Annotated in this window: 16 protein-coding genes; 7 read left to right on the forward strand and 9 right to left on the reverse strand. The window is 71.4% G+C overall.

Going from position 1 to position 23211, the window contains the following annotated elements; translation table 11 throughout:
- The first annotated feature begins 38 nt into the window (after positions 1 to 38).
- Together ACZ7L7_RS04200 and ACZ7L7_RS04205 are read left to right on the forward strand one after the other, a co-directional pair.
- Complete coding sequence (locus tag ACZ7L7_RS04200) at positions 39 to 428, forward strand: hypothetical protein (protein WP_285511071.1); 390 nt, start codon at positions 39 to 41, stop codon at positions 426 to 428.
- A gap of 200 nt (positions 429 to 628) precedes the next feature.
- Positions 629 to 1666 carry a hypothetical protein gene (locus ACZ7L7_RS04205; protein WP_472074698.1) on the forward strand — a complete coding sequence of 346 codons (1038 nt, stop codon included), beginning with the start codon at positions 629 to 631 and terminating at the stop codon, positions 1664 to 1666.
- Between the two features lie 45 nt (positions 1667 to 1711).
- Here ACZ7L7_RS04205 and ACZ7L7_RS04210 read toward each other — a convergent pair whose 3' ends face one another.
- The 5 genes from ACZ7L7_RS04210 to ACZ7L7_RS04230 all read right to left on the reverse strand — a co-directional run bounded on the left by ACZ7L7_RS04210 (position 1712) and on the right by ACZ7L7_RS04230 (position 9936).
- On the reverse strand, positions 1712 to 5854 hold the full coding sequence (locus ACZ7L7_RS04210; protein WP_472074700.1) for a hypothetical protein: 4143 nt from the start codon (positions 5852 to 5854) through the stop codon (positions 1712 to 1714).
- Entirely contained in the window at positions 5847 to 7187 is a 1341-nt protein-coding gene (locus ACZ7L7_RS04215) for an esterase/lipase family protein (protein WP_285511068.1), read from the reverse strand. Before ACZ7L7_RS04215 ends, ACZ7L7_RS04210 begins: the two co-directional genes overlap by 8 nt.
- 129 nt (positions 7188 to 7316) lie before the next feature.
- Positions 7317 to 8465: a serine hydrolase domain-containing protein gene (locus ACZ7L7_RS04220; RefSeq protein ID WP_453607747.1), complete on the reverse strand. Its 1149-nt coding sequence runs from the start codon at positions 8463 to 8465 to the stop codon at positions 7317 to 7319.
- Positions 8466 to 8611: 146 nt separating this feature from the next.
- Positions 8612 to 9490, reverse strand: coding sequence for a pyridoxamine 5'-phosphate oxidase family protein (locus ACZ7L7_RS04225; protein ID WP_472074703.1), 879 nt, complete (start codon positions 9488 to 9490; stop codon positions 8612 to 8614).
- A gap of 2 nt (positions 9491 to 9492) precedes the next feature.
- On the reverse strand, positions 9493 to 9936 hold the full coding sequence (locus tag ACZ7L7_RS04230; protein WP_285511065.1) for a VOC family protein: 444 nt from the start codon (positions 9934 to 9936) through the stop codon (positions 9493 to 9495).
- 170 nt (positions 9937 to 10106) lie between these two features.
- Between ACZ7L7_RS04230 and ACZ7L7_RS04235 the strand changes: the two genes are divergently transcribed.
- The gene (locus ACZ7L7_RS04235; protein WP_285511064.1) at positions 10107 to 10655 is read left to right on the forward strand and encodes a CGNR zinc finger domain-containing protein; all 549 of its coding nucleotides are present in this window, start codon (positions 10107 to 10109) and stop codon (positions 10653 to 10655) included.
- A 227-nt stretch (positions 10656 to 10882) separates the two neighbouring features.
- Positions 10883 to 14173 carry a S8 family serine peptidase gene (locus ACZ7L7_RS04240; protein ID WP_453607752.1) on the forward strand — a complete coding sequence of 1097 codons (3291 nt, stop codon included), beginning with the start codon at positions 10883 to 10885 and terminating at the stop codon, positions 14171 to 14173.
- Positions 14174 to 14234: 61 nt separating this feature from the next.
- Here ACZ7L7_RS04240 and ACZ7L7_RS04245 read toward each other — a convergent pair whose 3' ends face one another.
- Positions 14235 to 14996 (reverse strand): hypothetical protein, encoded by a 762-nt coding sequence (locus tag ACZ7L7_RS04245; protein ID WP_285511062.1) that lies wholly within the window; start codon positions 14994 to 14996, stop codon positions 14235 to 14237.
- A 1-nt stretch (position 14997) separates the two neighbouring features.
- Positions 14998 to 15543 (reverse strand): sigma-70 family RNA polymerase sigma factor, encoded by a 546-nt coding sequence (locus ACZ7L7_RS04250; RefSeq protein ID WP_471429436.1) that lies wholly within the window; start codon positions 15541 to 15543, stop codon positions 14998 to 15000.
- 379 nt (positions 15544 to 15922) lie between these two features.
- Here ACZ7L7_RS04250 and ACZ7L7_RS04255 point away from each other — a divergent pair, with 379 nt between their 5' ends.
- Both ACZ7L7_RS04255 and pepN read left to right on the forward strand, forming a co-directional pair.
- On the forward strand, positions 15923 to 16939 hold the full coding sequence (locus ACZ7L7_RS04255; protein ID WP_285511060.1) for an aspartate-semialdehyde dehydrogenase: 1017 nt from the start codon (positions 15923 to 15925) through the stop codon (positions 16937 to 16939).
- Positions 16940 to 17251: 312 nt separating this feature from the next.
- Complete coding sequence (gene pepN / locus ACZ7L7_RS04260; protein ID WP_285511059.1) at positions 17252 to 19834, forward strand: aminopeptidase N; 2583 nt, start codon at positions 17252 to 17254, stop codon at positions 19832 to 19834.
- Positions 19835 to 19889: 55 nt separating this feature from the next.
- Here the strand turns inward: pepN and ACZ7L7_RS04265 are convergent, their stop codons facing one another.
- Positions 19890 to 20864, reverse strand: coding sequence for an EamA family transporter (locus ACZ7L7_RS04265; protein ID WP_472074707.1), 975 nt, complete (start codon positions 20862 to 20864; stop codon positions 19890 to 19892).
- 105 nt (positions 20865 to 20969) lie between these two features.
- On the opposite strand from ACZ7L7_RS04265, the gene ACZ7L7_RS04270 reads away from it, so the two are divergent.
- A complete protein-coding gene (locus tag ACZ7L7_RS04270) occupies positions 20970 to 21476 on the forward strand; it encodes a MarR family winged helix-turn-helix transcriptional regulator (RefSeq protein ID WP_471429441.1) in 507 nt (168 codons plus the stop codon).
- Positions 21477 to 21486: 10 nt separating this feature from the next.
- Here ACZ7L7_RS04270 and ACZ7L7_RS04275 read toward each other — a convergent pair whose 3' ends face one another.
- The gene (locus tag ACZ7L7_RS04275; RefSeq protein WP_285511056.1) at positions 21487 to 23013 is read right to left on the reverse strand and encodes an FAD-dependent monooxygenase; all 1527 of its coding nucleotides are present in this window, start codon (positions 23011 to 23013) and stop codon (positions 21487 to 21489) included.
- Positions 23014 to 23211: the final 198 nt, after the last annotated feature.

Consider the following 23211-nt stretch of genomic DNA (forward strand, 5'->3'; position numbering starts at 1 on the left):
CCATAGCATTCAGGTCATTTGACGGGTATGACTCTTGCATGACGATATCTCGCCCCCTGGCCACGGCGGTGGCGTCGGTAACCCTGGGCACCTGTACGGGAGTTCTCACCAACCTGGTCACCGAGACCTGGACGTGGACGCTCGGCTGCGCGCTGCTCGCCTGCGTGGCGGGGCTCACCCTGGTCCAGTGGCGGGCGGCGGTGCCACGCACCGAGTCCCGGCGGACCAGCCTGCGCCTGGAGGTGCGGGACCACTCCCGGGCGGAGGACATCCGAACGGTGGCGTCCGACGGGGCCTCGGTGCACACGGAGGTCGAGGGCGGGTCCGCCTACCTGGACTCCACCGACCGGGCGCGGGACGCGGACATCACCCGCCGGATCGAGGGCGGTTCAACGGTCCGCCGGACGGACACGGAGGCCGGCCCCTGAGCGGACCCGGGATCGCGGCCGCGACTGTTGCAGAACGCGCGCAGTCACGGCCGTAACCCCCGGCACCACCCGAACGGACCAGGGATTTTCCCGGCCTATCGGCATCCGAACACCCGTCCTTTAGGGCGAGCTTGTCCGGGTTTGTCGACGGGCGTGTAACAGCGGTTAGGGGGCGGATCGGGGGCGGGAATCTGCGGGTCATGAACCACAACACCCCGCTCTCCCCCCGCCCCCTCCACCAGCTCGCCGACGCCCCCCGCCGGGTCCTGACGGCAGCGCAGTTGCGCGCACACGGAGTCGCCGCCGCCGAGATCAACGAGCAGTGCCGGGCCGGTGGCCCCTGGCAGCAGTTCCTGCCGGGCGTCTACCTCCTCCACCCCGGCCCGCCCACCAGCGAGGAGCGGCTGAACGCGGTCCTGCTGTACGCGGCACGGGAGCGGACGTCCGGGGTGCCGTCCCAGCCGGACGCCGACCAGCCGCGCCGGCCGGTGTACGCGGAGGCGATGATCACGGGGCTCGCGGCCCTCAACCTGCACGGTTTCTCGGCCACTCCCCCACTGACCTCCTTGGACCGCATCGACGTCCTGGTCCCCCGCCTGCGCCGCCTGCGCTCCACGGGCTGCGCCCGTATCGTCCGTACGCCGTCGCTGCCGAAGGCGGAACAGGTCACGGGGCTGCCCGTCGCCCCGGTACCGCGGGCTCTCGCCGACGCGGTGGCGGAACTCTCCGACGCCGGCGCCGTCCGTCGCCTGCTGACGGAGGCGGTACGCGGGGGACACTGCGAACCGGCGGCGGTGGTACGGGAGTTGACCGCGGCGAAGCTGCTGAGCCGACCGCACGTGGTGGACGCCGTGGATTCCCTGCTGGCCGAGGGCCGCGCCATCGCGGAGGACCGCCTGTACACGATGGTCCGCGAGTACGGCCTGCCCGACCCGGTCTGGAACGTCGACCTGCGTCTGCCGGGCGGGCCCCACCTCGGGGGCCTGGACGCGTACTGGCCCGAACACGCGGTTGCGGTGGAACTGGACACACGGGCGCCCCGCCAGGACGAGGACGCCCTGTGGTCGGAGTACGCCCGCAAGCGGGAGCACCTGGAGCGGCTGGGCATCACGGTCGTGTACATCACGCCGAAGAAGCTCCGCGAGTGCCTGGAACAGCAGGCGGCCGTGGTCCGCACGGCCCTGATGGCGTCGGCGGACCGCGATCCGGCGGCTTATGTCGTGGTGTTGCCCCGGTAGGCACGGCAGGGGGACATCAGGAGGGGAGAGGAGGGGCCGCCGGGCCTATCGGCGGCCCCTCCTCATGTGCGTGCGCAGGCGGGTCAGGAGGGGCGGGCGGTGGACAGCGGAGAGAGCGGGCACGGAGGGCCGGGGCCGGGCTGGGCCGCTTTCGGCGTCCGGGACGAGACCACCGACATCCACGCACAGCACGCCTTCGTCGTTCACCAGACAGATCCTGGTGCCGGAGGCGGCGATGGCTTCGGGCGCCATGTCCAGGGCGAGCGCGGCGAGGGGTCCGGCCGGCCGCAGCGGGTCCCACAGCCGCAGGAAGCCGTCGACATAGGCCACCGCCAGCACCAGGCGACGCCGGTCGCCGGTGCCCGCATGAAGCACGGCCAGGTCCGCGATGATGTCGTTGTGGTCGTGGTGGCCGAGTGTCGCGATCCGCCTGCGACTCGGGTAGTCCCACAGCATGACCTGGTAGTCGTCGCACACAGCGAGCACCGGTCCCGGCAGATCAAGAACCGCTGCGCCCTTGTGGTACGAGGTGGATACCTCGGTCAGGATCCAGACGTCCTTCGGGTGGTCGTGGTCGACCACGATGGGGTGGTCCCAGTAGTGCGCCACGATCAGCGCCCCGCCGCCCGGTTTGTGCAGTGACCGGATCTGGGTGGGATTGCCGATGTCACCGGGACGGACCTGACAGTCCACCCGCCACTTCTCCCGCTCACGCGGTACCTCGTGGCAGACGATCTTCCGCCTGTTCCCTCTCAGGTCGAATTGGGCGAGCAGCAGGCGGCCGTCCGAGCTCAGGAACGGGACACTCCCCGGGGGGTAGGGGCCGGCCTCGGGCAGCGGCCTGCGGCCCTCCCGCTCGGTCCAGAGTTCCTCGTCGCGCGAGTTGATCAGCAGCGGTCCTCCGGGAGGTCCCATGACTTGCCTCGTGTTCCCTGTGCGCTCGCCCAGTGGAGCGCCGGTCGCCACCGAGCGGAACCCGAACTCCCCGCCGCGGGAACAGACGGCGAACGCATCGCCCTGGCCGGGCAGATGGACGGCATGCACGCTCACGGTGCTGTGCCGCGGCCCGGCGCCGCTCTCCGAGCGCAGAGCGTCCGGCCCGACCACCTCGACCGTGACCTCCCGGTCGTGACCCGTGAGGGAGATCAGCAGAAGCTCACCGTCGGAGCCTCGAACGAGCGTGAAGTCTCCCCGGTAGGCGAGGTCCACCATGATCGGCAGCTCTGTGGTGGAGCCTCGTTTCGCCTCCCAGACGCTGACCGGCCTTCGCCCCACGGACAACGGCGTCAGCAGAACCCGGTCCGGTTCTCCCGGGACCGGCGTCATCGACTCCGCTTCCCCTCCCATGACGACTACGTCGACCGGTGCTTCGCGCACATCGACCTTGCGGGGGATGGGGGTGGACGAGAACTGGCTGGCAACCACAAGGCGATCGGAGCCGTCCTCTCCCGGCAGAGCGACGAAGGAGCCGACGTTATTGCGCATGTCGACCGAGGTCACACGCCGTGATCCCGGCTCCCAGAAGTGGATCCGCCCCTCCACCAGGAGGGCATGGGCGAGCAGCAGTCGGCCGTCGCGGGTCCGCACAGCCGAGAGGTCCTGGAGAACGAAGTCGGGCCCGGTGGGCAGGCCGTCCACCCGGGTCCTGGTGCGCGGATCCCAGATCTCCAGACCGTTCCTGCCCCCGACGGCCAGATGATCACGCTCGTCCTCGGCGGGTACCGCCGCCAGCCGTACGGTGGTCAGCTTCGGGACGTTCAGTGGCTCCCCGATCCGGGACTGGGCGACCGGATCCCAGAAGTGCACGCGGCACGGTTTGTCCTCCGCGAGCGCCACCACCGTACGCCCGTCCCCCCAGCGCAGCGCGGTGAGTGCCGTCAGCTTCCCGCAGTCCAGTGTGAACACGCTCGTCGTAGGGCTGCGCAGCCGCTCGAAGTCGGCCCAGAGGGGCACCCAGCGTGCGTCCGGGGAGTGCCAGGTCTCCGGGTCCGGCAGCCGGCCCGTGAACTGGGCTTCCGCGATGGCGCGCAGGGAACCTCGTTCGCTCGGCCGTACCGCCTCCAGCCGGTGATGGGCCGCGCGGATCGCCGAGATCGCTCCCGGCAGCGGGGGCGAGCCGGGGCGCGGGCGGGCCGCCTGAGCGGCCACCGCGCCCGGTGCCAGATGGTCCAGCAGGCGCGGCCGGGAGACCAGAAAGGCCCAGTCGTCGGCGGCGGCCACATGGCCCGGCAGGTGGTGGACGACGTACGGATTCGGCGTGGACGGAAGTACTTCGTCCGCCGACTCCGACAGGCCCCGCGCGATCAGGCGGTGCCGGAACGGGAGTTCGGGCGCCCTCGCGGCGAAGTAGTGCTCCTGGAACGTGCGGTGGGCCAGGCGGTACACGCTCTGGCCGTGTTCCGCGTCCAGCATGACGTACGGGGCCGCGTCCGCCAGCAGTGCGTCCACGGACTCCTCGTCGATGGCCGCCGTGCCGTCCAGTGCGCGGGCCGCGATCTGCCAAACGCCGTCCGTCCGGGGCAGTCCGCGGCCCTGTCCCAAGGCCAGGGCCTCCAGCAGCGGTGCGAATGCCGGATCGCGGTCACCCAGTCGCCGTACCGCCGCCGCGAACAGGGCCCGGTAGTCGTGGGCCAGGAGCTCCGCGCGCTGGTCCCGGTGGGTGGGCTCCAGCAGCTCCGGGCGGGCCATCAGCTCGTGGACCGCCAGGCGGGCGTACAGGAAGTGGCGTTCCCGGGACGCGATTTCCTCGCGTACCGCGTCCAGTTCGGTCGGGGCGATCGTGGGGATGCCGGCCAGGAGGCGGCGGCGTACGTACTCGTCCGCTGCCGCGCTGTCCCGGCCCACCTTCACACACAGCGACGGCTCCCTCAGCGCGTCCAGGATGTCCCTGTCCTCCCCCGCCGGGGAGTCCGGGCCCTCCTTGGTGGAGCTGCGGGTGCCGACCAGGACGCGGACGCCGTCGATACCCGCGATGGGCGCCAGCAGTTCGCGAGCCACCGTCAGCGGGTCCTGGGCCTCGTCCAGCGCGTCGACCAGCACCGTGAACGGGGACTCCCGGTCCGACAGCCGCGCCGCCAACTCCTCCGTGTCCTCGATTGATTCGTCCCCCGCCAACTGCCGTACGACATCCCCCGTCGTCGCCCCCGTCAGATGCAGCACCGCGTCGAAGACGTGCGGTGGGGGCAGCACCGCCCCCTCCGTGCCGTCCGTCATTCCGGCCCGCGCCAGTAGCGCGCTCAGCTCCGGGTTGGCCTGGACGACCACGTTGCCCAGGAGCGCGGACTTGCCGGAGCCCGCCTCGCCCGTGACGACGAGCATGCCCTGAGTGGCGGTGTGCAGCCACTCGGCGATGCGGGCTCCCTCCTGCCTGCGGCCCATGAAATACCAGGCCAGCTCGCCCTGTTCGGCGCCCTGGGCCTTCGGCAGGAAGTGGCCGCGTTCGTCGGGGGTGAGGGTGGCGACGAAGTCGCGGAGTTCGGCGTAGACGTCGAGGGGCGCGGTGACCCGGCCCGTGGAGCGGCGGCGGCGTGGGAGCGGCGGGGCCTGGTAGAGGCCGAGGTCGGCGACCATGCCCTGGTCGCCGAGCCGGTCCTGGACCCGGCCCACCAGGTCCCGCAGGTGGATGGCGTCGTCGTTGTCGCTGTACCCGGCGAGCGCGTCCGACAGGACCTGCCGGAAGGTGCCCAGATACCCGGAGCCGTAGCCGCCGACTCCGATCACCGCGAGCCGGTCCATGCCGCCCTCGTCGTAGAGGCGGGAGAGCAGGATCTCCACGAAACGGCGGGCCCCGCACGCCTCGACGACGACAAGAGCCCAGGCCTCCTCGTCGAGGGAGCGGTGCCGCCACTCCTCGATGACGTACTCGGCGAAGGACTCGGGGTTGACCGCGTTCACGGTCATCGGGTCGGGGGTGTCCTCCACGGCCAGCCACGCCTTGGGGCCCAGCGCCTGCCCGTGACCGGCCCAGTAGAGCATCGAGCTGCGCGGGGCGGGCGGATTCGACCACTGTCGCAGTCGGCCGGCGACCGCGGAATGGTCCCGCGGTCCCGGTTCCCAGTGCTCCTCGCTCCCGCCGATCTCCTCGACCAGGTCGGCGATCCGGGCCGCCTGGTCGTCGGCGTCCAGTGCCGGGAACGTCGGCTGCTCGTACCGTCCGATGGGGACGGGTACGAAGCTGAACTCACTCATCGGGCGTGACCACGAGCACCAGCTGGCTCACCGCCGATGCCCCTCCGGACTTGGCCAGGACCCGGTACAGGCCCGGTCCGGGCAGGGGCACCTCGGTGTGCAGGCGGCCGTCGCGCGGGGTCAGGCGCGGGCGGGCGATCTCCAGGTTGCGGGCGACGTCCACGACCCGGCAGGCCACCGCTGTCGGGTTGTCGACCTGGTCCACCTCGATCGGGCAGGGGTCGCCCGCCGTCAGCACGTCGGGGATGTGGAGGCCGGGTTCGCCGGCGCCCAGCGGTGGTCCGAGGGGGCGTTCGGTGAGGACCGAGGCGACGTAGGCGATGGCCTCCTCGCTCTGGGCGACGGCCCCGTGGGTCTGCGGGAGCGCGAAGGGGCGGGTTCCGGCGGGGGCGGCGGCGTCGCGGTAGACCGTGCCGTCGCCGCGCCGGTCGGTCCGGGTCCCGCCGTCCGGGACGTATGCGTACGTCTGGGCCGTGCCGTCCCGCAGCCGCAGGCTCTGCGCGGTGGGCTGGCCGACGCCGATCACCGCGCGCAGGTCCGGCAGCGGGGGCGCGGTGCGCAGTCTCTCCTGTCGCTCGAAGCCGAGCTTCGCCAAGTCGCGGTCGCCGCCCAGGGCTTCGGCGTCGGACGGGGTGAACCGGCGGAAGACTCCGGGGGTTTCCTCCACGCAGCGGTAGCTCGGCAGCAGTTCGTGGAGGCCGGGGAGGGTGCGGGCCAGGGCGCGCAGTCGGCGGCGGGGCAGGGGGAGGGGCGTTCCCTCGCCGGTGGAGAGCAGGGCGGCGGCCTTGACCGAGCCGTAGTAGGGGGTGCCCAGGGTGATCAGGGTGCGCAGCTCGCTCGCGCCGCCCAGTTCGGTCAGGAAGCAGTGGGCGACGAGTCCGCCCATGGAGTGGGCGACCAGGGTGAGCCGGGCGTCCCGGCTGCCCTGGGGGTGGGACCGCCAGGACCGTAAGTGGGCCTCGGCGGCGCGCGCCAGTTCGGTGGCGGCGTGGGTGACGGGCAGCCGCCAGTCGTAGGCGAACTCCAGGACCGCGTCCGGGTGCGCGGCGCTCGCCCGGACGCCCTGGAGCAGCTTGGTGTACGGCTCGAAGCCGTGCAGGACCGGGGCGAAGGCGGGGAAGCGCAGGGTTCGGGTCGCCCGGATCCGGCCCGTGCGCCCCTCCCGCTCGTCCTCGGTGACGTGCAGCTTCGTCAGTGCGTCGCCGCTCGTCCACGCGCTGCCGTACCAGCGCGCGTCGGACACACCCCACAGGACGTGTCCGGTCGCGCTCTCGATCAGCTCGCTGCCCATGATTCCGGGCAGGACCACTACCGCGTCGCGGTGTTCCGTCATCGCTGAACTCGCCACCGCGCTCCCCCGGGTGTTCGCGCCTCACGTGGGGAGCAGGATATCCATCGGGGCGGTTCGCGGGGTCGCTCGCGGCAGAACCTCACGGCCCTGCACGCTGCGAGCCTCGCGGGCCTACTTTCCGCAGAACTCCGCCTCCACCACCGCCTCCGTGTCGCCCGACCAGTCTCCGTTGAAGTTGAAGGAGAGCGAGTGGCGGCCGTCGGACGTGGTGACGGCCTCGGAGACCGAGCCGTGGATGCCGCCGCCGTGGCCCCAGACCTTGATGCCGCAGGAGAGTTCGCGTTCCATCAGGCCGAGGCCGTAGCCGGCGTTCGGGAACTCCTCGACCTTGATCGTGGTCTTCATGTCCTTGAGTTGCTTCCGGGGCAGGAGTTCGCCCTTCAGCAGGGCGCTGTAGAAGCGGTTCAGGTCCGAGGAGTTGGAGATCATCTCGCCTGCCGCGTGGGCGAGGGTGGGGCTGAGGGTGGTGACGTCGTAGGTGGGGCCCGTCGTCGTGGCGGCGAGCTTGCCGTACGCGCGGCTGCTCGGCCGGGGGACGGTGACCCGGGTGCCGGGAACCGAGGTCGCGCGCAGCTTCAGCGGGTCGAGGATGCGGGCGCGGATCTCGTCGCCGTAGGCGTGGCCCGTGGCCTTCTCGATGACCAGGCCCGCGAGGACGAAGTTGGTGTTGGAGTAGGACCAGTCGGTGCCGGGTTCGAAGACCGGCTTGTGGGTCATGGCGAGGGCGACCAGGTCCTCGGGGGGCTTGGTGTCGTAACGGTGCTGGAAGAAGCCGTCCTTGAGGAAGTAGGTCCGCACGAACGTCTCGTCGTCCGTGTAGTTGTGGATGCCGCTGGTGTGGTTGAGGAGTTGGCGCAGGGTGATGCGCGTGCCGTCGTGGCCGTTGCCCTCGACCAGGCCGGGCAGCCACTTGTCCACCGTGTCGTCCAGGGACAGCCGGCCCTCCGCCTCCAGTTGGAGCAGCACGGTGGCGACGAAGGTCTTGGTGATGCTGCCGACGCGGTAACGGTCGTCCGCCGAGCGCTTCTTGCCCGTCCTCAGGTTGCCCACGCCCGCCGTGGCGGACCAGGCGCGGCCGTTCTCCCGCGCGGTGGCCGTCACTCCCGGCACCCCGTCCTTGACCGCCGCCCGCATCGCCTCGCGGGTGGCGGAGTGGCCGCCGCCGCTCGGCTCCGGGGCGGCGACGGCGGGGCCCGCCAGGGCCGCCGAGAGTGCCACCGCCGTGGCCGCCACGAGCATCGTCCGTACGCGTGTGGTCATGTCTTCCCCCTTCAAAAGCCCGGCGCTCCGATCGCGTCGGGTCGGTCGGGAAGGCAGACCTGCGGTTGTTCGGGATGGTTGAGCCGCTGTGCGCCGGTTGAGTGAATTTCAGCCCTTTGGGCGGCACAGTGCGCTCGGAGGTGTTCTCAGGGTTGTTCCGGGTTGGCGGGCGAGTATTCGGGGGCGGACCAGCGCAGGGGGACGGCGGAGGGGATCTCGATCGCTTCGCGGAGGGTGAAGCGGACCCGGCGTTCCGGGGTGGGGTCCAGGTGGGCCTCGCCGGTGAGGTGCAGGGCCGTGCCCGACGTCCAGTCCAGGAGGAGCAGGCCCGCGCGGGGGTCGGTGGTGAGGTTGCCGAGGGACAGGAACATGGAGTTGCCCGGGTAGTCGCGCCAGCTCAGTTCGCGCGGGGACTCGACCCTGACGAAGCCCGGGTTGCCGCCGCGGTGACTGGCGTCGGCGCCGCCCGCGTGCACGCTGGCCAGGAAGAAGGTGTCGGCGGAGGCGATGAACTCCGCCTGGCGCGACGATAGTTCACGGTTGCGCAGCGGCTTTCCCGGGGGCCGGTCCGGTACGTACTCGTACGTCTCCCTGCGCTGCAGGTACTTCGGGCAATTGGCGAAGACCCGGTCCGCCTCGATCGCGAGGCCTCTCGGGGTCGGGCGCAGGGTGCCGTTCAGCCGCATGCGGCGCCGGGTGCGCGGGTCGAGGGCGAGGGTGCCGACGGGGGTGCCCTCGGTGGTCAGGGCCGCCGCGAGCGGGGAGGTCGAGGTGTCCCCGGTCGCGACGGAGATCTGGCGGGGGCCGGTGGCCCGGACGAACCCCGGGGTCCCGGCGAGCGGCGCCGCCCACACCCTGCCGTCCGCGGGGTCGGCGGCGCCGATCACCAGCAGCGGCTGGAGTTCCAGGAAGGCGGCGGCCACCGGCTTGATGCCGTCCCCGACGGACCGGCCGACGTGGGCGGCCAGGTCCCGCACGCCGAGCCGGTCCTGGAGGGCGAGCGAGCCCTCGTGATAGAGGCCCATGGTTAGAAGAATCCACAGGTCGGAGCGGACTCATGGGGCGCGGGCGCGCCCTCGGCGCCGCTCGGCACCGAGATCTCCAGGCGGACGCCGTCGGGGTCGAAGAAAAAGATGCCCCCGGATCCCGCCCCCTCGGCGTGGGCCACCACTCCGTCGTGGGCGAACTCCGCGCCGTACTCGCGCAGGGCCGCCTCGTACGTACGGACCCTCTCGACGGAGTCCACCTGGAAGGCGAGGTGGTGCAGTCCGGACCGGGTTGCGTCGTACGCCTCCCCCGCCTGCTGCCACAGCGTGAGGACGGGGGCGCCGCCGTCGCCGAGGAACGCGTACCGCCGGCCCTCCTCCTTGCCCTCCGCCAGCAGGGCGAAGCCGAGGACGTCGCGGTAGAAGGCGAGCGAGCGGTCCAGGTCGGTGACGTTCAGGCCTACGTGGCCGGTGCGCAAGGTCATGACTGCCCCCATGGGAAGTGGTGTCGCCTACGGATGGGTTCCGAGGATCCCGATTGGTTCTAACCCCTTAAATTGAGATTAGAGGTTAGAAGAGGGAGGTGTCAACCGGTCACGTACCCTTGACCGGTTAGTACGGAAGAGGAGCCCCGGCACGGAAAGAGGAGCCCCGCATGTCCGCGCCCCGCACCCCCGACCCCCGCCCCCACCTCGGCGAGCCGCTCGCGCTGGACCTGCTGAACACGCGCTGGATGCGGGACGGGGCCGTGCAGGACCTGCTCACGGACACCGCCGGACTCGCGGTCTGGCTCGCCGCCAACGGCCTCGACGGCGTCTGCCCCGCCGACGACACCGCCCTGCGCCATCTGCTCCAGGCCCGCGACGCGATCAAGGCCGCCGTCGACGGGTCACCGAAGGAGGCGGCACCGCTCGTCGACGCGGTGCTCGCGCACGGCCGTATCCGCGCCACCCTCACCGCCGACGGCCCCGGCGAGGTGCCCGAGTTCCACTCCTCGGCCTGGGGGCCCGCCTGGCTCGCCGCCCGGAACTACCTCACGCTGCTGGACACCGCGCCCGACCGGATCCGCGTCTGCGCCCACGAGGCCTGCGTCCTGTACTTCCTCGACACCTCGCGCAACGGCACCCGCCGCTGGCACTCCATGGCGACCTGCGGAAACCGCGCGAAGGCGTCCCGGCATTACGCCCGCACCAAGGAGGACTGAGGGGGACCGGGAAGGCGGACACCCGGCGGGGCGACTTGGGGGAGTTTGGCGAGGGTCACCCCGGAATACCGGAACTCGCCCGGGGATACCGGCGAACGCCCCGGAAAGGGATAGGGGGTTTTCCCCATTCCTCCATTTCGATTGTGTCAACTCTCCCCAAACATCCTTGCCTTGGGTAAGGCTGAGCGATCGCTCCACGATCGTTCCTTTACTCACAAGGGATGCCGATGACCCACACCCCCCAGCGCGAACCCGTACCGGGTGCCAGACGCGCGGCCCGAATAGCCGTCGCGGCCGGGCTGGTGGCCGCGCTCTCCGCCGCCGGGCCGATACCCCTGGCCCTCGCCGCCGACGCTCCGGCGCCGGCCGACCCGGTCGTCAAGTCCGCTGACGACAAGCTCGGTGCGGACGACGCCGACCTGCTCGCCGAGGCCAAGGCGGCCGGCGACAAGCACGTCACGATGATGATCGCCACCGCTCCCGGCAAGACCGAGCAGGTCGCCGAGCAGCTCGACGCGGTCAAGGGCGGCTCGGTCGGCCGCACCTACGACAAGCTCGGCTACGTCCGGGCCACGGTCCCGACCGGCAAGGCGGACGCCGCCATCGCCGCCGCGGCGAAGCTCTCCTCCGTGCACGGCATCGACCTGCGCGAGGAGATCCCGCTGGACGACCCGGTCGTCCGCACCAAGAAGTCCGGCTCCTCCGCGGCCGCCTACCCGGCGCCCGGCAAGAAGACGCCGGCCGAGAACCCGTACAACCCGTCCTTCGAGACCGGTGCCGTCGACTTCGTCGAGGACAACCCGAAGGCGGACGGCCGGGGTGTCACCATCGGCGTCCTCGACTCCGGTGTGGACCTGTCCCACCCGGCGCTGCAGAAGACCACCACCGGTGAGCGCAAGATCGTCGACTGGGTCACCGCGACCGACCCGATCATCGACAGCGACGCCACCTGGCGCCCGATGACGACCAATGTCTCCGGGCCCAGCTTCACCTTCTCCGGCCGCACCTGGACGGCACCCGCCGGGTCGTACCAGGTCAACCTGTTCCGCGAGTCGGTGACCGCGGGCGGTGACGCCAAGGGCGACGCGAACCGCGACGGCGACACCACCGACGCCTGGGGCGTGCTCTACGACGCCGCGAACGGCACGGTCCGGGTCGACCTGAACAACAACTTCGACTTCAGTGACGACACCCCGATGAAGCCGTACAAGGACGGCTTCCAGATCGGGTGGTTCGGCACCGACAACCCGGACACCGACGTCGCCGAGCGCCAGCCGTTCGTCGTGGAGATCCGCAAGGACGTCCCGATGGACCCCTACGGCGGTGACTGGGTCGGCCAGAAGCGCGACTTCGTCAACATCGGTGTCATCGAGTCCGAGCACGGCACGCACGTCGCCGGCATCACCTCCGCCAACGGACTGTTCGGCGGCAGGATGAACGGTGCCGCGCCGGGCGCGAAGATCGTCTCCTCGCGCGCCTGCACCTGGACCGGCGGCTGCACCAACGTCGCGCTCACCGAGGGCATGATCGACCTCGTCGTCAACCGCGGCGTCGACATCGTCAACATGTCCATCGGCGGTCTACCGGCGCTCAACGACGGCAACAACGCGCGCGCCGAGCTGTACACCCGCCTGATCGACACCTACGGCGTCCAGCTGGTGATCTCCGCGGGCAACTCCGGCCCCGGTGCCAACACCATCGGCGACCCGGCCCTGGCCGACAAGGTCATCTCGGTCGGCGCCTCGGTCTCCAAGGAGACCTGGGCCGCCAACTACGGCTCCCAGGTGACGAAGAAGTACGCCATGATGCCGTTCTCCTCGCGCGGTCCGCGTGAGGACGGCGGGTTCACCCCGACGCTCGTGGCGCCGGGTGCCGCGATCAACACCATCCAGACCTGGCTGCCGGGCGCCCCGGTCGCCGAGGCGGGCTACGACCTGCCGGCCGGCTACGGCATGCTGCAGGGCACCTCGATGGCCTCCCCGCAGGCCGCCGGTGCCTCCGCGCTGCTGCTGAGCGCCGCCAAGCGCAAGGGCATCGAGCTCACCCCGGCCACCCTGCGCACCGCGCTCACCTCGACCGCCGACCACATCAAGGGTGTCCAGGCGTACGAGGAAGGCGCCGGCCTGATCAACATCCCGGACGCCTGGAAGGCGATCAAGAAGGGCGCCACCGCGCACACCTACACGGTGAAGGCGCCGGTGGACACCGCGATCGACCAGTTCCTGAAGACGCCCGGCTTCGGCACCGGTCTGTACGACCGCGAGGGCGGCCTGAAGGCCGGTCAGAAGAAGACGTACGAGATCACCCTGACCCGTACGTCCGGCGCCGACCGCGCGATCCGGCACGAGCTGCACTTCGAGAACAACGCCGGTGGCACCTTCAAGATCGTCGGCTCCGACGAGGTGAAGCTGCCGCTGAACCAGCCGGTCACCGTCAAGGTGCAGGCCAACCCGAAGTCCGCCGGGCTCAAGAGCGCGATCCTGGAGGTCGACGACCCGCGCACCGAGGGCACCGACAAGCTGGTCATGACGACGGTCGTGGTCTCCGCGCCGCTGAAGTACAGCTACTCGGCCTCCGACACGGTGCAGCGCAACTCCACCCAGCACCACTTCGTGACCGTCCCCGAGGGCGCCAAGTCCCTTGAGGTCGCGATCGGCGGGCTGAAGGACAAGAGCCAGACCCGGTTCATCTCCATCCACCCGTACGGCGTTCCGGTCGACACCACGTCCACGCCGAACTGCTACAACAACTACCTCGACGGCAACGGCTGCCGCCCGGACGTGCGTTCGTACGCCGACCCGCAGCCCGGCGTCTGGGAGATCGAGGTCGAGTCGCGCCGTACGTCGCCGCTGCTCGACAACCCCTACAAGCTGGACGTCACCGTGCTCGGCGCGGACTTCGACCCGGCGACCCTGACCCTGCCCGAGGCCAAGGTCGGCACCCCGGTCGAGGCCTCCTGGAAGGTGACGAACAACTTCGCCGCCCTGGACGGCAAGCTGGCCGGCGGCCCGCTCGGCTCCTCCAAGACGGCCCGGCCGACCATCGCCGAGCACGAGACCCACACCACCACGGTCGAGGTGCCCGAGGGCGCCACGGCCCTGAACGTGGCGATCGGCAAGGTCACCGACACGGCCGCCGACCTGGACCTCGCGGTCTACGACGAGGCCGGCAACCGGGTCGCGCAGTCCGCCGACGGCGACTCCGAGGAGGCGGTCTCCATCGCCAAGCCGGCCGCCGGTACCTACACGGTCGAGGTCGACGGCTACTCGGTGCCGTCCGGCTCCACGGCCTACGACTACCTCGACGTGTTCTTCTCCCCCGCGCTCGGCTCGGTCACGGTCGACGAGTCGGCGCCGGTGAAGCTGGGCACGGGCGGCACCGCCACGGTGTCGGCGAGCGTCACCGCCAAGGCGGGCGCGCCGGAGGGCCGTGAGTTCTTCGGCCAGGTCCAGCTGGTCAACGCGCGCGGCACGGTCGCGGGCGCGGGCAGCGTGAAGATCGAGAAGGTCACGCCGTAGCGGATGCGGAGGTGACGAGGGCGGGCGTCCGAACGGGCGCCCGCCCTTTCTCGTGCCCCCGCTACGAACAGCCCAGGTCGGCCGCGTCCGACAGCGCGCGGTTGATCCGGTCCCGCTCCGGGGCGATCGCCTTCTCGCCGACGATCCACATGTCCGGCGGGGCCCCCTTCTCGGGTACGCCGATCATGACCTCGTCGCCGGTCCGCAGACCGGGGGCGGTGTTCTTGTCGATGACGTAGGTGAGGGGATCGTCCTTCACGCTCTTCGCGGCCGCGGGGGCCGCGGGCACGTAGACCTCGGTGGCCGTCACCTTCACGCGGACCAGTTCCGGGTCGTTCCCGGCCGGAGCGGCGGCGGTGACCGTGCCCTCGGCGACCAGGTACGCGCAGGCCAGGTAGCGAGGGCTGCTGAAGAACGTGCCGCCGTCCGAGTCGGCCTGTCCCTTCGCCGCTTCGGAGGCGTTGCCGCCGCTGTCGTCCGCGGCACCGTTCATCCCGGACTGCGACACCAGCCAGCCGAGCCCCGTCACCACGCTCGCCGCGGCGGCCACGGCGAGCGAGCCGAGGGCCACGCGGAACATCCGGCGCCTGGTCGGGCGTACCGGACGTGCCGGGCGAGGGGCGGGTTCCGGAACCGGGCGTGCCGCGGGGGCGCTCGGGTCGGACAGGGCGTGTCCGATGATGCCCAGCTGTTCGCGCAGGACGGCGAGGTCGGCCGTGGCCGCGCGGTGCTCGGCGCGGGTGGCGGCGTCCGCGTCCGCGGGCAGGGGTTCGTCGGTGATCGCGGCCATCAGCGCGTCGATGCCGCTGTGCTCGGCGGTCATGTCACACCACCTCGTCCTCGTGCAGGCGGGCACGCAGGGCCCGTACCGCCGTGTGCAGCCTGCTCTTGACCGTGCCCTCGGGGACGGCGAGCTGCTCGGCGATGTCGCGTACGGGCAGATCGGCGAAGAAGCGCAGCACGACCACCTGGCGCTGGGCGTCGGGCAGTTGGTCCAGGCCCTGGGCCACGGCGAGGGAGAGCACGCTGGTGTCCTCGCCGGACGGGTGCTCGGCCTGCCGCAGGGCGGCCAGGCGTTCGCCGAGCCGTTCCTGGCGGCGCTTGTTGCGGTGCCAGTCCATGGCGAGGTTGGAGGCGACGACCGCCGCCCACGCCGAGACGTCCCGCGGCGCCTCCTTGCCGCTGGCCGCCCGTTCCAGCAGCCGCAGGCGGACCTGCTGTACCCCGTCCAGCAGGTCCGCCTGCGGCACACCGCCGAGCGCGAGCACCGCCCGCACCCTGCGCTCCTGAGCCGCGTCCAGAGGATCGTCCGGCACCACCGGCACCCCGTCCCCCTGGCCGCGACGGGCCATTCTGCGCAGCACAGCCACCCTCCCCTCGCCGCGTTTCTCCTATGACGCGGGTGGGGTCGGAAACGTTCGGTCCATATCCCGGAATCCTCGGCATGGGTCGTACGTCACACCGGGGCCGAAGCCGCGAAGGTGCCGGTCGGCGGCCGACGGGGCGTTTCGCGGGGCGGCGGCTCGACGAAAATCTGTCCCGTCGCCGCGAATTCGCGGGTTCTTCCGCTCCGCGCCGGTTCCGGAGCCCGATCTTCCGGGTCCGCGGGGCGGAAGCCGCGGGGAACGGACCGCGCGGTCGGCAGGAGTGCCGTCCCATTCCGCGGGCAAACGATTGGACACAACCGCCGGGATGGGACGCATGATGGAAACGTCCAGGCCACGCAATCGCCACAGCGAAGGAGTCACCGTGAGGGTCGGAATCGTCGGAGCCACCGGGCAGGTCGGCACGGTCATGCGCAGGATCCTCACGGAACGCGACTTCCCGGTGACGGAGCTGCGTCTGTTCGCCTCGGCCCGGTCGGCGGGGACGGTCCTGGACGGGGTCACGGTGGAGGACGCGGCGACGGCCGACTACACGGGCCTGGACATCGTGCTGTTCTCCGCGGGCGGCGCGACCTCCAAGGCGCTGGCCGAAAAGGTCGCCTCGCAGGGCGCCGTCGTGATCGACAACTCCTCGGCCTGGCGCAAGGACCCCGAGGTGCCGCTGGTGGTGTCGGAGGTCAACCCGCACGCCATCGCGAACCGCCCGAAGGGGATCATCGCCAACCCGAACTGCACGACCATGGCCGCGATGCCGGTGCTGAAGGTGCTGCACGAGGAGGCGGGCCTGGAGGCGCTGGTCGCCACCACCTACCAGGCCGTGTCGGGTTCCGGCCTCGCGGGCGTGGCCGAGCTGCACGGGCAGGTGCAGAAGGTCGTCGCGGACGCGGACAAGCTCACGCACGACGGTGCGGCCGTGGACTTCCCCGAGCCGCAGGTCTACAAGCGGCCGATCGCCTTCAACGTGCTGCCCCTCGCCGGGAACCTCGTGGACGACGGGCTGAACGAGACCGACGAGGAGCAGAAGCTCCGCAACGAGTCCCGCAAGATCCTGGAGATCCCCGAGCTGAAGGTCTCCGGCACGTGTGTCCGGGTCCCGGTGTTCTCCGGCCACTCCCTCCAGGTCAACGCCCGCTTCGCGCGTCCGCTCAGCCCTGAGCGGGCGACCGAGCTGCTGGGGTCGGCGCCGGGTGTGGAGCTGTCCGACATCCCGACGCCGCTGCAGGCCGCCGGCAAGGACGCCTCGTACGTCGGCCGCATCCGCCGGGACGAGACCGTGGAGAACGGCCTCGCCCTGTTCATCTCCAACGACAACCTCCGCAAGGGCGCGGCCCTGAACGCGGTGCAGATCGCGGAGCTGGTGGCGGCGGAGCTGAAGGGCTGACGCCGAGCGCGGAAGAGGGCGGGCCCCTGGCACGACGGGGGGGCCGCCCTCTTTTTGTTTTTCGCCCCCGCCGCCCCTACCCGTTCCCGTCCCCTGGGGGCTGCCGCCCCCAGACCCCCGCTTCGGCCCTGAACGGGCCTCGTCCTCAAACGCCGGACGGGCTGAAACGCCGGCGGGCTGAAATCAGCCCCTCCGGCGTTTGAGGAGCGGGTAGGGGCCGCGGGGGCGAACACCATCGGGAAAACCCTCGTCGCCGTGGCCACGCTCCCATGGAAGGATGGCCGAACCCACACATAACGAGGAGATGACCGCGTGCCTGGCACAAACCTGACTCGCGAAGAGGCGCAGCAGCGGGCGAAGCTGCTCACCGTTGACTCGTACGAGATCGATCTCGACCTCTCGGGCGCGCAAGAGGGCGGCACCTACCGGTCCGTGACCACAGTGCGCTTCGACGTCGCCGAAAGCGGCGCCGAGACCTTCATCGACCTGGTCGCGCCGACCGTGCACGAGGTGACCCTCAACGGCGACCCGCTCGACCCGGCGGAGGTCTTCAAGGACTCCCGCATCGCCCTGCCGGGCCTGCTGGCGGGCCGCAACGTCCTGCGGGTCGTCGCGGACTGCGCGTACACCAACACCGGCGAGGGCCTGCACCGGTTCGTCGACCCGGTCGACCAGCAGGCGTACCTGTACACCCAGTTCGAGGTGCCGGACGCCCGCCGCGTCTTCGCCTCCTTCGAGCAGCCGGACCTGAAGGCGACCTTCCAGTTCACCGTGACGGCCCCGGAGGGCTGGACGGTCATCTCCAACTCGCCCACCCCGGAGCCCAAGGACAACGTCTGGTCCTTCGAGCCGACGCCGCGTATCTCGACGTACATCACGGCGCTGATCGTCGGCCCGTACCACTCCGTGCACAGCGTGTACGAGAAGGACGGGCAGTCCGTCCCGCTCGGCATCTACTGCCGCCCCTCGCTCGCCGAGTTCCTGGACTCGGACGCGATCTTCGAGGTCACCCGGCAGGGCTTCGACTGGTTCCAGGAGAAGTTCGACTACGAGTACCCCTTCAAGAAGTACGACCAGCTCTTCGTGCCCGAGTTCAACGCGGGCGCCATGGAGAACGCGGGTGCGGTGACCATCCGCGACCAGTACGTCTTCCGCTCGAAGGTCACGGACGCCGCGTACGAGATCCGCGCGGAGACGATCCTCCACGAGCTGGCCCACATGTGGTTCGGCGACCTGGTCACCATGGAGTGGTGGAACGACCTGTGGCTGAACGAGTCGTTCGCCACGTACACCTCCATCGCCTGCCAGGCCTACGCGCCGGACAGCCGCTGGCCGCACGCGTGGACCACGTTCGCGAACTCCATGAAGACGTGGGCGTACCGACAGGACCAGCTGCCCTCCACGCACCCGATCATGGCCGAGATCCGCGACCTGGACGACGTCCTGGTCAACTTCGACGGCATCACCTACGCCAAGGGCGCCTCGGTCCTCAAGCAGCTCGTCGCCTACGTCGGCATGGACGAGTTCTTCGCGGGCGTGCAGGCCTACTTCAAGCGCCACGCCTACGGCAACACGCGCCTGTCCGACCTGCTCGGCGCGCTGGAGGAGACCTCCGGGCGCGACCTGAAGAACTGGTCGGAGAAATGGCTCCAGACCGCCGGCATCAACATCCTGCGCCCCGAGATCGAGACGGACGCGGACGGTGTCGTCACTTCCTTCGCCATCCGCCAGGAGGCCCCGGCGCTCCCGGCGGGCGCCAAGGGCGAGCCGACGCTGCGCCCGCACCGCATCGCGGTCGGCCTGTACGAGCGGGACGAGGAGAGCGGCAAGCTGGTGCGCGACGAGCGCATCGAGCTGGACGTGGACGGCGAACTGACCAACGTGCCGCAGCTCGTCGGCAAGCGCCGCCCGGCGGTCGTACTGCTCAACGACGACGACCTGTCGTACGCCAAGGTCCGCCTCGACGAGCAGTCGCTGGCCCATGTCACCGAGCACCTCGGCGACTTCGAGTCCTCCCTGCCGCGCGCCCTGTGCTGGGCGTCGGCCTGGGACATGACGCGGGACGCCGAACTGCCCGCCCGTGACTACCTCTCGCTGGTGCTGTCCGGCATCGGCAAGGAGTCGGACATCGGTGTCGTGCAGTCGCTGCACCGCCAGGTGAAGCTGGCCATCGACCTGTACGCCGACCCCGCCTCCCGGGAGGCGCTGCTGGCCCGCTGGACCGACGCCACGCTGGCCCACCTGCGGGCCGCCCCGGCCGGCGGGGACCACCAGCTGGCGTGGGCGCGCGCGTTCGCGGCGACCGCCCGTACGCCGGAGCAGCTGGACCTGCTGGAGGGTCTGCTGGACGGCACCCAGTCGATCGAGGGCCTGGCCGTCGACACCGAGCTGCGCTGGGCGTTCGTCGAGCGGCTCGCGGCGGTGGGCCGCTTCGACGAGGCGGAGATCGCGGGCGAGTACGAGCGGGACAGGACCGCGGCGGGCGAGCGGCACGCCGCGACCGCGCGGGCGGCCCGGCCGACCCCGGAAGCGAAGGCGGAGGCGTGGGCCTCGGTCATCGAGTCCGACAAGCTCCCGAACGCGGTGCAGGAGGCGGTGATCGGCGGCTTCGTCCAGACCGACCAGCGTGACCTGCTGGCGCCGTACACGGAGAAGTTCTTCGAGGTGCTGCAGGACATCTGGGACGCCCGTTCCCACGAGATCGCCCAGCAGATCGCGGTCGGTCTGTACCCGACGATCCAGGTCTCCGAGGAGACCCTGGCCCGCACGGACCGCTGGCTGGAGGAGGCCGCCCCGAACGCGGCCCTGCGCCGCCTGGTCTCGGAGTCCCGCTCGGGCGTGGAGCGCGCCCTGAAGGCCCAGGCCGCGGACGCGACGGCAGCCGCCGCGCAATAGGGCGAGCGGGTCGAGCCGGGGGCGCTCCGCCATCGTGGCGGAGCGCCCCCGCTGCTTACCGTCGCAGCGCCGGCTCCCTCGGGGCCGTGTTCCCGGGCAGGTGCACGGACCGCACCGTGCCGCCCTTCCCGCCCTTCCCGCCCTTCCCGCCCTTCCCGCCCTTCCCGCCCTGCCCGCCCGGCACCAGTTGCCCCGCGACCGTCGCGCCCAGCGCCAGCGCCATGCCGATCAACTGGACCGGTGTCAGTGACTCCCCCAGCGCGGCCCAGCCGACGACCGCCGCGGTGAGCGGGGAGAGCGGGATCAGGAAGGTGACCTGGGTCGCGGTGAGGCGGCCGATGCCGCGGAACCAGAGCCAGTACGCGACCGCCGTACCGGCGAGGGCGAGGTACAGGTAGCCGCCGGCCGCCCGGCCGTCCAGCGCGGGCGGCGCGCCCTCGACCAGGAAGGCGACCGGTGCGATCAGCAGCCCGCCGACGGTGAGCTGCCAGCCGGCCAGCGCGGTCGGTCCGGCGCCCTCGGGGCGGCCCCACTTCTTGGCCAGCACCGTGCCGGTGGACATCGAGGCGGTGGAGGCGAGGGCCGCGAGCACGCCGAGCGTGTCCAGGGAGCCGATCGCTTTCAGCACGACCAGGCTGACCCCGAACGCGGCCGCCGCCCCGGTGACCAGGGCCCGTACCGTCGGCTTCTGCGCGAGCAGCAGCGCCGACAGGCCCACGACGAACAGCGGCCCGATCGAACCGACGACCGCGGCGAGCCCGCCGGGCAGCCGGTACGCGGCCAGGAACAGCAACGGGAAGAAGGCGCCGATGTTGAGCGCGCCGAGTGCCGCGGCCCGGCGCCACCAGATGCCGTGCGGCAGGACCCGGGCGAGCCCGAGCAGCAGCAGTCCGGCGGGCAGGGCGCGCATCAGGCCGGTGAACAGGGGGCGGTCCGGCGGCAGGAACTCGGTGGTGACGTAGTAGGTGGTGCCCCAGGAGACGGGGGCCAGGGCGGTGACGGCGATGAGCGCGGGGCGGCTGGTGACCATGGGGCGCACCCTTCAAATAGATCGATAGAAAGTAGCTTAGCTCTAAGCTACTTTCCGTCAAGCCACTTTCTTGCGGGCGACTCTTCCAGCCCCGATACTCGCCCCATGAACGCACGCCCTGGGCCGCGCAAGGACGCCGTCGACGCGATCATCGAGCAGTGGGCGGCCGTCCGGCCCGACCTGGACACGGCCGCGATGGAGGTGTTCGGGCGGATCAACCGCATCTCGCGCGCGGTGGGCGACCGCCAGGAGAAGGCGTACGGCCGGTTCGGGATCTCCGGGGGCGAGTTCGACGTCCTGGCCACCCTGCGCCGCTCGGGCGAGCCCTACACCCTCTCGCCCCGTCAGCTCTCGGCGACGCTGATGCTGACCACGGGCGGGATGACCGGGCGGCTGGACAAGCTGGAGCGGGCCGGGCTGCTGCGCCGCTCGCCCGACCCGCACGACCGGCGGGGGCTCCAGGTGAGCCTCACCGACGAAGGGCTGCGGCTGGTCGACGAGGCGGTGGGCGCCGGGCTCGCCGTCCAGACGGAGGCACTGTCCGCGCTGAACGGCGAACAGGTCGGCCAACTGGCCGACCTGTTGCGGGAACTGCTCGCCGGGGCGGCGTAGTCCGCCGCCTTCAGCGCGCCAGGCTGACGCGCTCCCCCACGTGCTCCTCGACCGCCGCCTCGATCTCCGGCAGGTCGGGGGCGTCCGCCGCCCAGGCCACATAGCCGTCGGGGCGCACCAGGACCGTCGTACGGCTGCCGGCGCCCCGGTCGGTGCGGCGGTCCACCGCGAGGCGGTCCTCCAGGCCCGTCTTGTCGGTGCACTCCTCCGGGGTGATCAGCACGAACCGGCCGCCGCGCAGCACCTCGTAGAGGCGCCCGCCCTCCAGCTTCACGTCCGCGACACGGGTGCCGACGAGGCGGTGGGCGCCGTCGGGGGCCGGGTACTTCACGCTGATCCCGGAGATCTGGAGGGCCAGCTTGCGGCGGATCGAGGTGACGGTGTTCAAGGTGGCCGTCAGGGCCGCCCGCATGCCCCGGGTCCAGGGGTACTTCGCCATGGCGAGCCGCACGATGACGCCGCTGCTGCGCATGGCCTCGGTGCCGACGGGGTGGCGCTCGGCCTGGTAGGTGTCGAGCAGGCTGTCCTCCGCGCGGCCCTGGAGGACGGCGGCCAGCTTCCAGCTCAGGTTGGCCGCGTCCTGCATCCCGATGTTCATGCCCTGGCCGCCGGCCGGGGTGTGCACATGGGCGGCGTCACCGGCGAGGAAGACCCGGCCGACGCGGTAGGAGGGCGCCTGGCGTTCGTCGCTGTGGAAGCGGGACAGCCAGCGGGCGTCGTACATCCCGAAGTCGTGCCCGGCGGCGGCCGTGACGGTCTGCCGGACCTCTTCCAGGTCCAGCGGCTCGTCCTCGCGGGTGTCCCGGCGGCGGTCCCAGGCGACGATGCGGTAGTAGCCGTCGCCGAAGGACGCGAAGAACACGAAGGCGTCGCCGCGGGAGTGCACGGAGAGCACGTTCTCGGGCGGCCGGGCCAGCCGGACGTCGGCGAGCAGGACGGAACGGATCACCGAGCGGCCGGGGAAGGGCAGGCCGATCGCGTTGCGGACGGTGCTGCGGAAGCCGTCGGTGCCGACGACGTACGCCGCGCGCAGGGACTCGGTGGTGCCCTCGGGGCCGCGGGTCTGGACGGTGACGCCCGCGTCGTCCTGGGCGATCCCGGTCACCTCGGTCTCGTAGCGGAACCGGACACCCGCGGCGAGGGCGCGGCGCTCCAGGATCGGCTCGATCTCGTACTGCGGGAGGACGAGGAGGTGCTGGAAGCGGGAGGGGAGGGTGTCGAACTCGACGGTGAGCCGGGTGAAGAGGTTCATCCGGTCCAGGGGCCTGCCGAGGGACTCCACCTCGTCGGCGAGGCCGCGGGCGTCGAGGAGTTCGAGGGTGCGGGCGTGCACGACGATCGCGCGGGAGAGGTTGCTGATCCTGTGCGGGCGCTTCTCGACGAGGGTGACGGGGACACCCGCGGCGGCGAGATCGCCGGCCAGCAGCAGTCCGGTGGGGCCGCAGCCGACGACGATCACGGAGCGGGTGGGGTCTTCGGCGCCCGGGTGGGGGGTGGGGTTCGGGTCGGTGCCGAGACCGGTGCCGGTGCCGTTCATGGTGGCCTCCTAGAGCCAACGCCTCAGATTTGCCAACGCCTGTTGGTCCACATTCATTGGCCAACACTCATTGACCAACACTCATTGGCCAACATTCGTTTGCCAACGCCTGTTGGCCAACGCTCGTTGACGACGATACGGCGGGGCGCGAGCGGAGTCAACACTTGTTGGCCTACGCGTGTTGGCCTACGCTTGTTG

This window comes from Streptomyces sp. NPDC110618, from assembly GCF_055657065.1.

Excerpts from the sequence above, each read along its gene's own strand:
- ACZ7L7_RS04270 (WP_471429441.1), top strand. The coding sequence starts at position 20,970 with ATGAACGCACGCCCTGGGCCGCGCAAGGACGCCGTCGACGCGATCATC.
- ACZ7L7_RS04210 (WP_472074700.1), bottom strand. The coding sequence starts at position 5,854 with ATGAGTGAGTTCAGCTTCGTACCCGTCCCCATCGGACGGTACGAGCAG.
- ACZ7L7_RS04230 (WP_285511065.1), bottom strand. The coding sequence starts at position 9,936 with ATGACCTTGCGCACCGGCCACGTAGGCCTGAACGTCACCGACCTGGAC.
- ACZ7L7_RS04240 (WP_453607752.1), top strand. The coding sequence starts at position 10,883 with ATGACCCACACCCCCCAGCGCGAACCCGTACCGGGTGCCAGACGCGCG.
- ACZ7L7_RS04245 (WP_285511062.1), bottom strand. The coding sequence starts at position 14,996 with ATGACCGCCGAGCACAGCGGCATCGACGCGCTGATGGCCGCGATCACC.
- ACZ7L7_RS04220 (WP_453607747.1), bottom strand. The coding sequence starts at position 8,465 with ATGACCACACGCGTACGGACGATGCTCGTGGCGGCCACGGCGGTGGCA.
- ACZ7L7_RS04205 (WP_472074698.1), top strand. The coding sequence starts at position 629 with ATGAACCACAACACCCCGCTCTCCCCCCGCCCCCTCCACCAGCTCGCC.
- ACZ7L7_RS04200 (WP_285511071.1), top strand. The coding sequence starts at position 39 with ATGACGATATCTCGCCCCCTGGCCACGGCGGTGGCGTCGGTAACCCTG.
- ACZ7L7_RS04215 (WP_285511068.1), bottom strand. The coding sequence starts at position 7,187 with ATGACGGAACACCGCGACGCGGTAGTGGTCCTGCCCGGAATCATGGGC.
- ACZ7L7_RS04265 (WP_472074707.1), bottom strand. The coding sequence starts at position 20,864 with ATGGTCACCAGCCGCCCCGCGCTCATCGCCGTCACCGCCCTGGCCCCC.
- ACZ7L7_RS04225 (WP_472074703.1), bottom strand. The coding sequence starts at position 9,490 with ATGGGCCTCTATCACGAGGGCTCGCTCGCCCTCCAGGACCGGCTCGGC.
- ACZ7L7_RS04275 (WP_285511056.1), bottom strand. The coding sequence starts at position 23,013 with ATGAACGGCACCGGCACCGGTCTCGGCACCGACCCGAACCCCACCCCC.
- ACZ7L7_RS04235 (WP_285511064.1), top strand. The coding sequence starts at position 10,107 with ATGTCCGCGCCCCGCACCCCCGACCCCCGCCCCCACCTCGGCGAGCCG.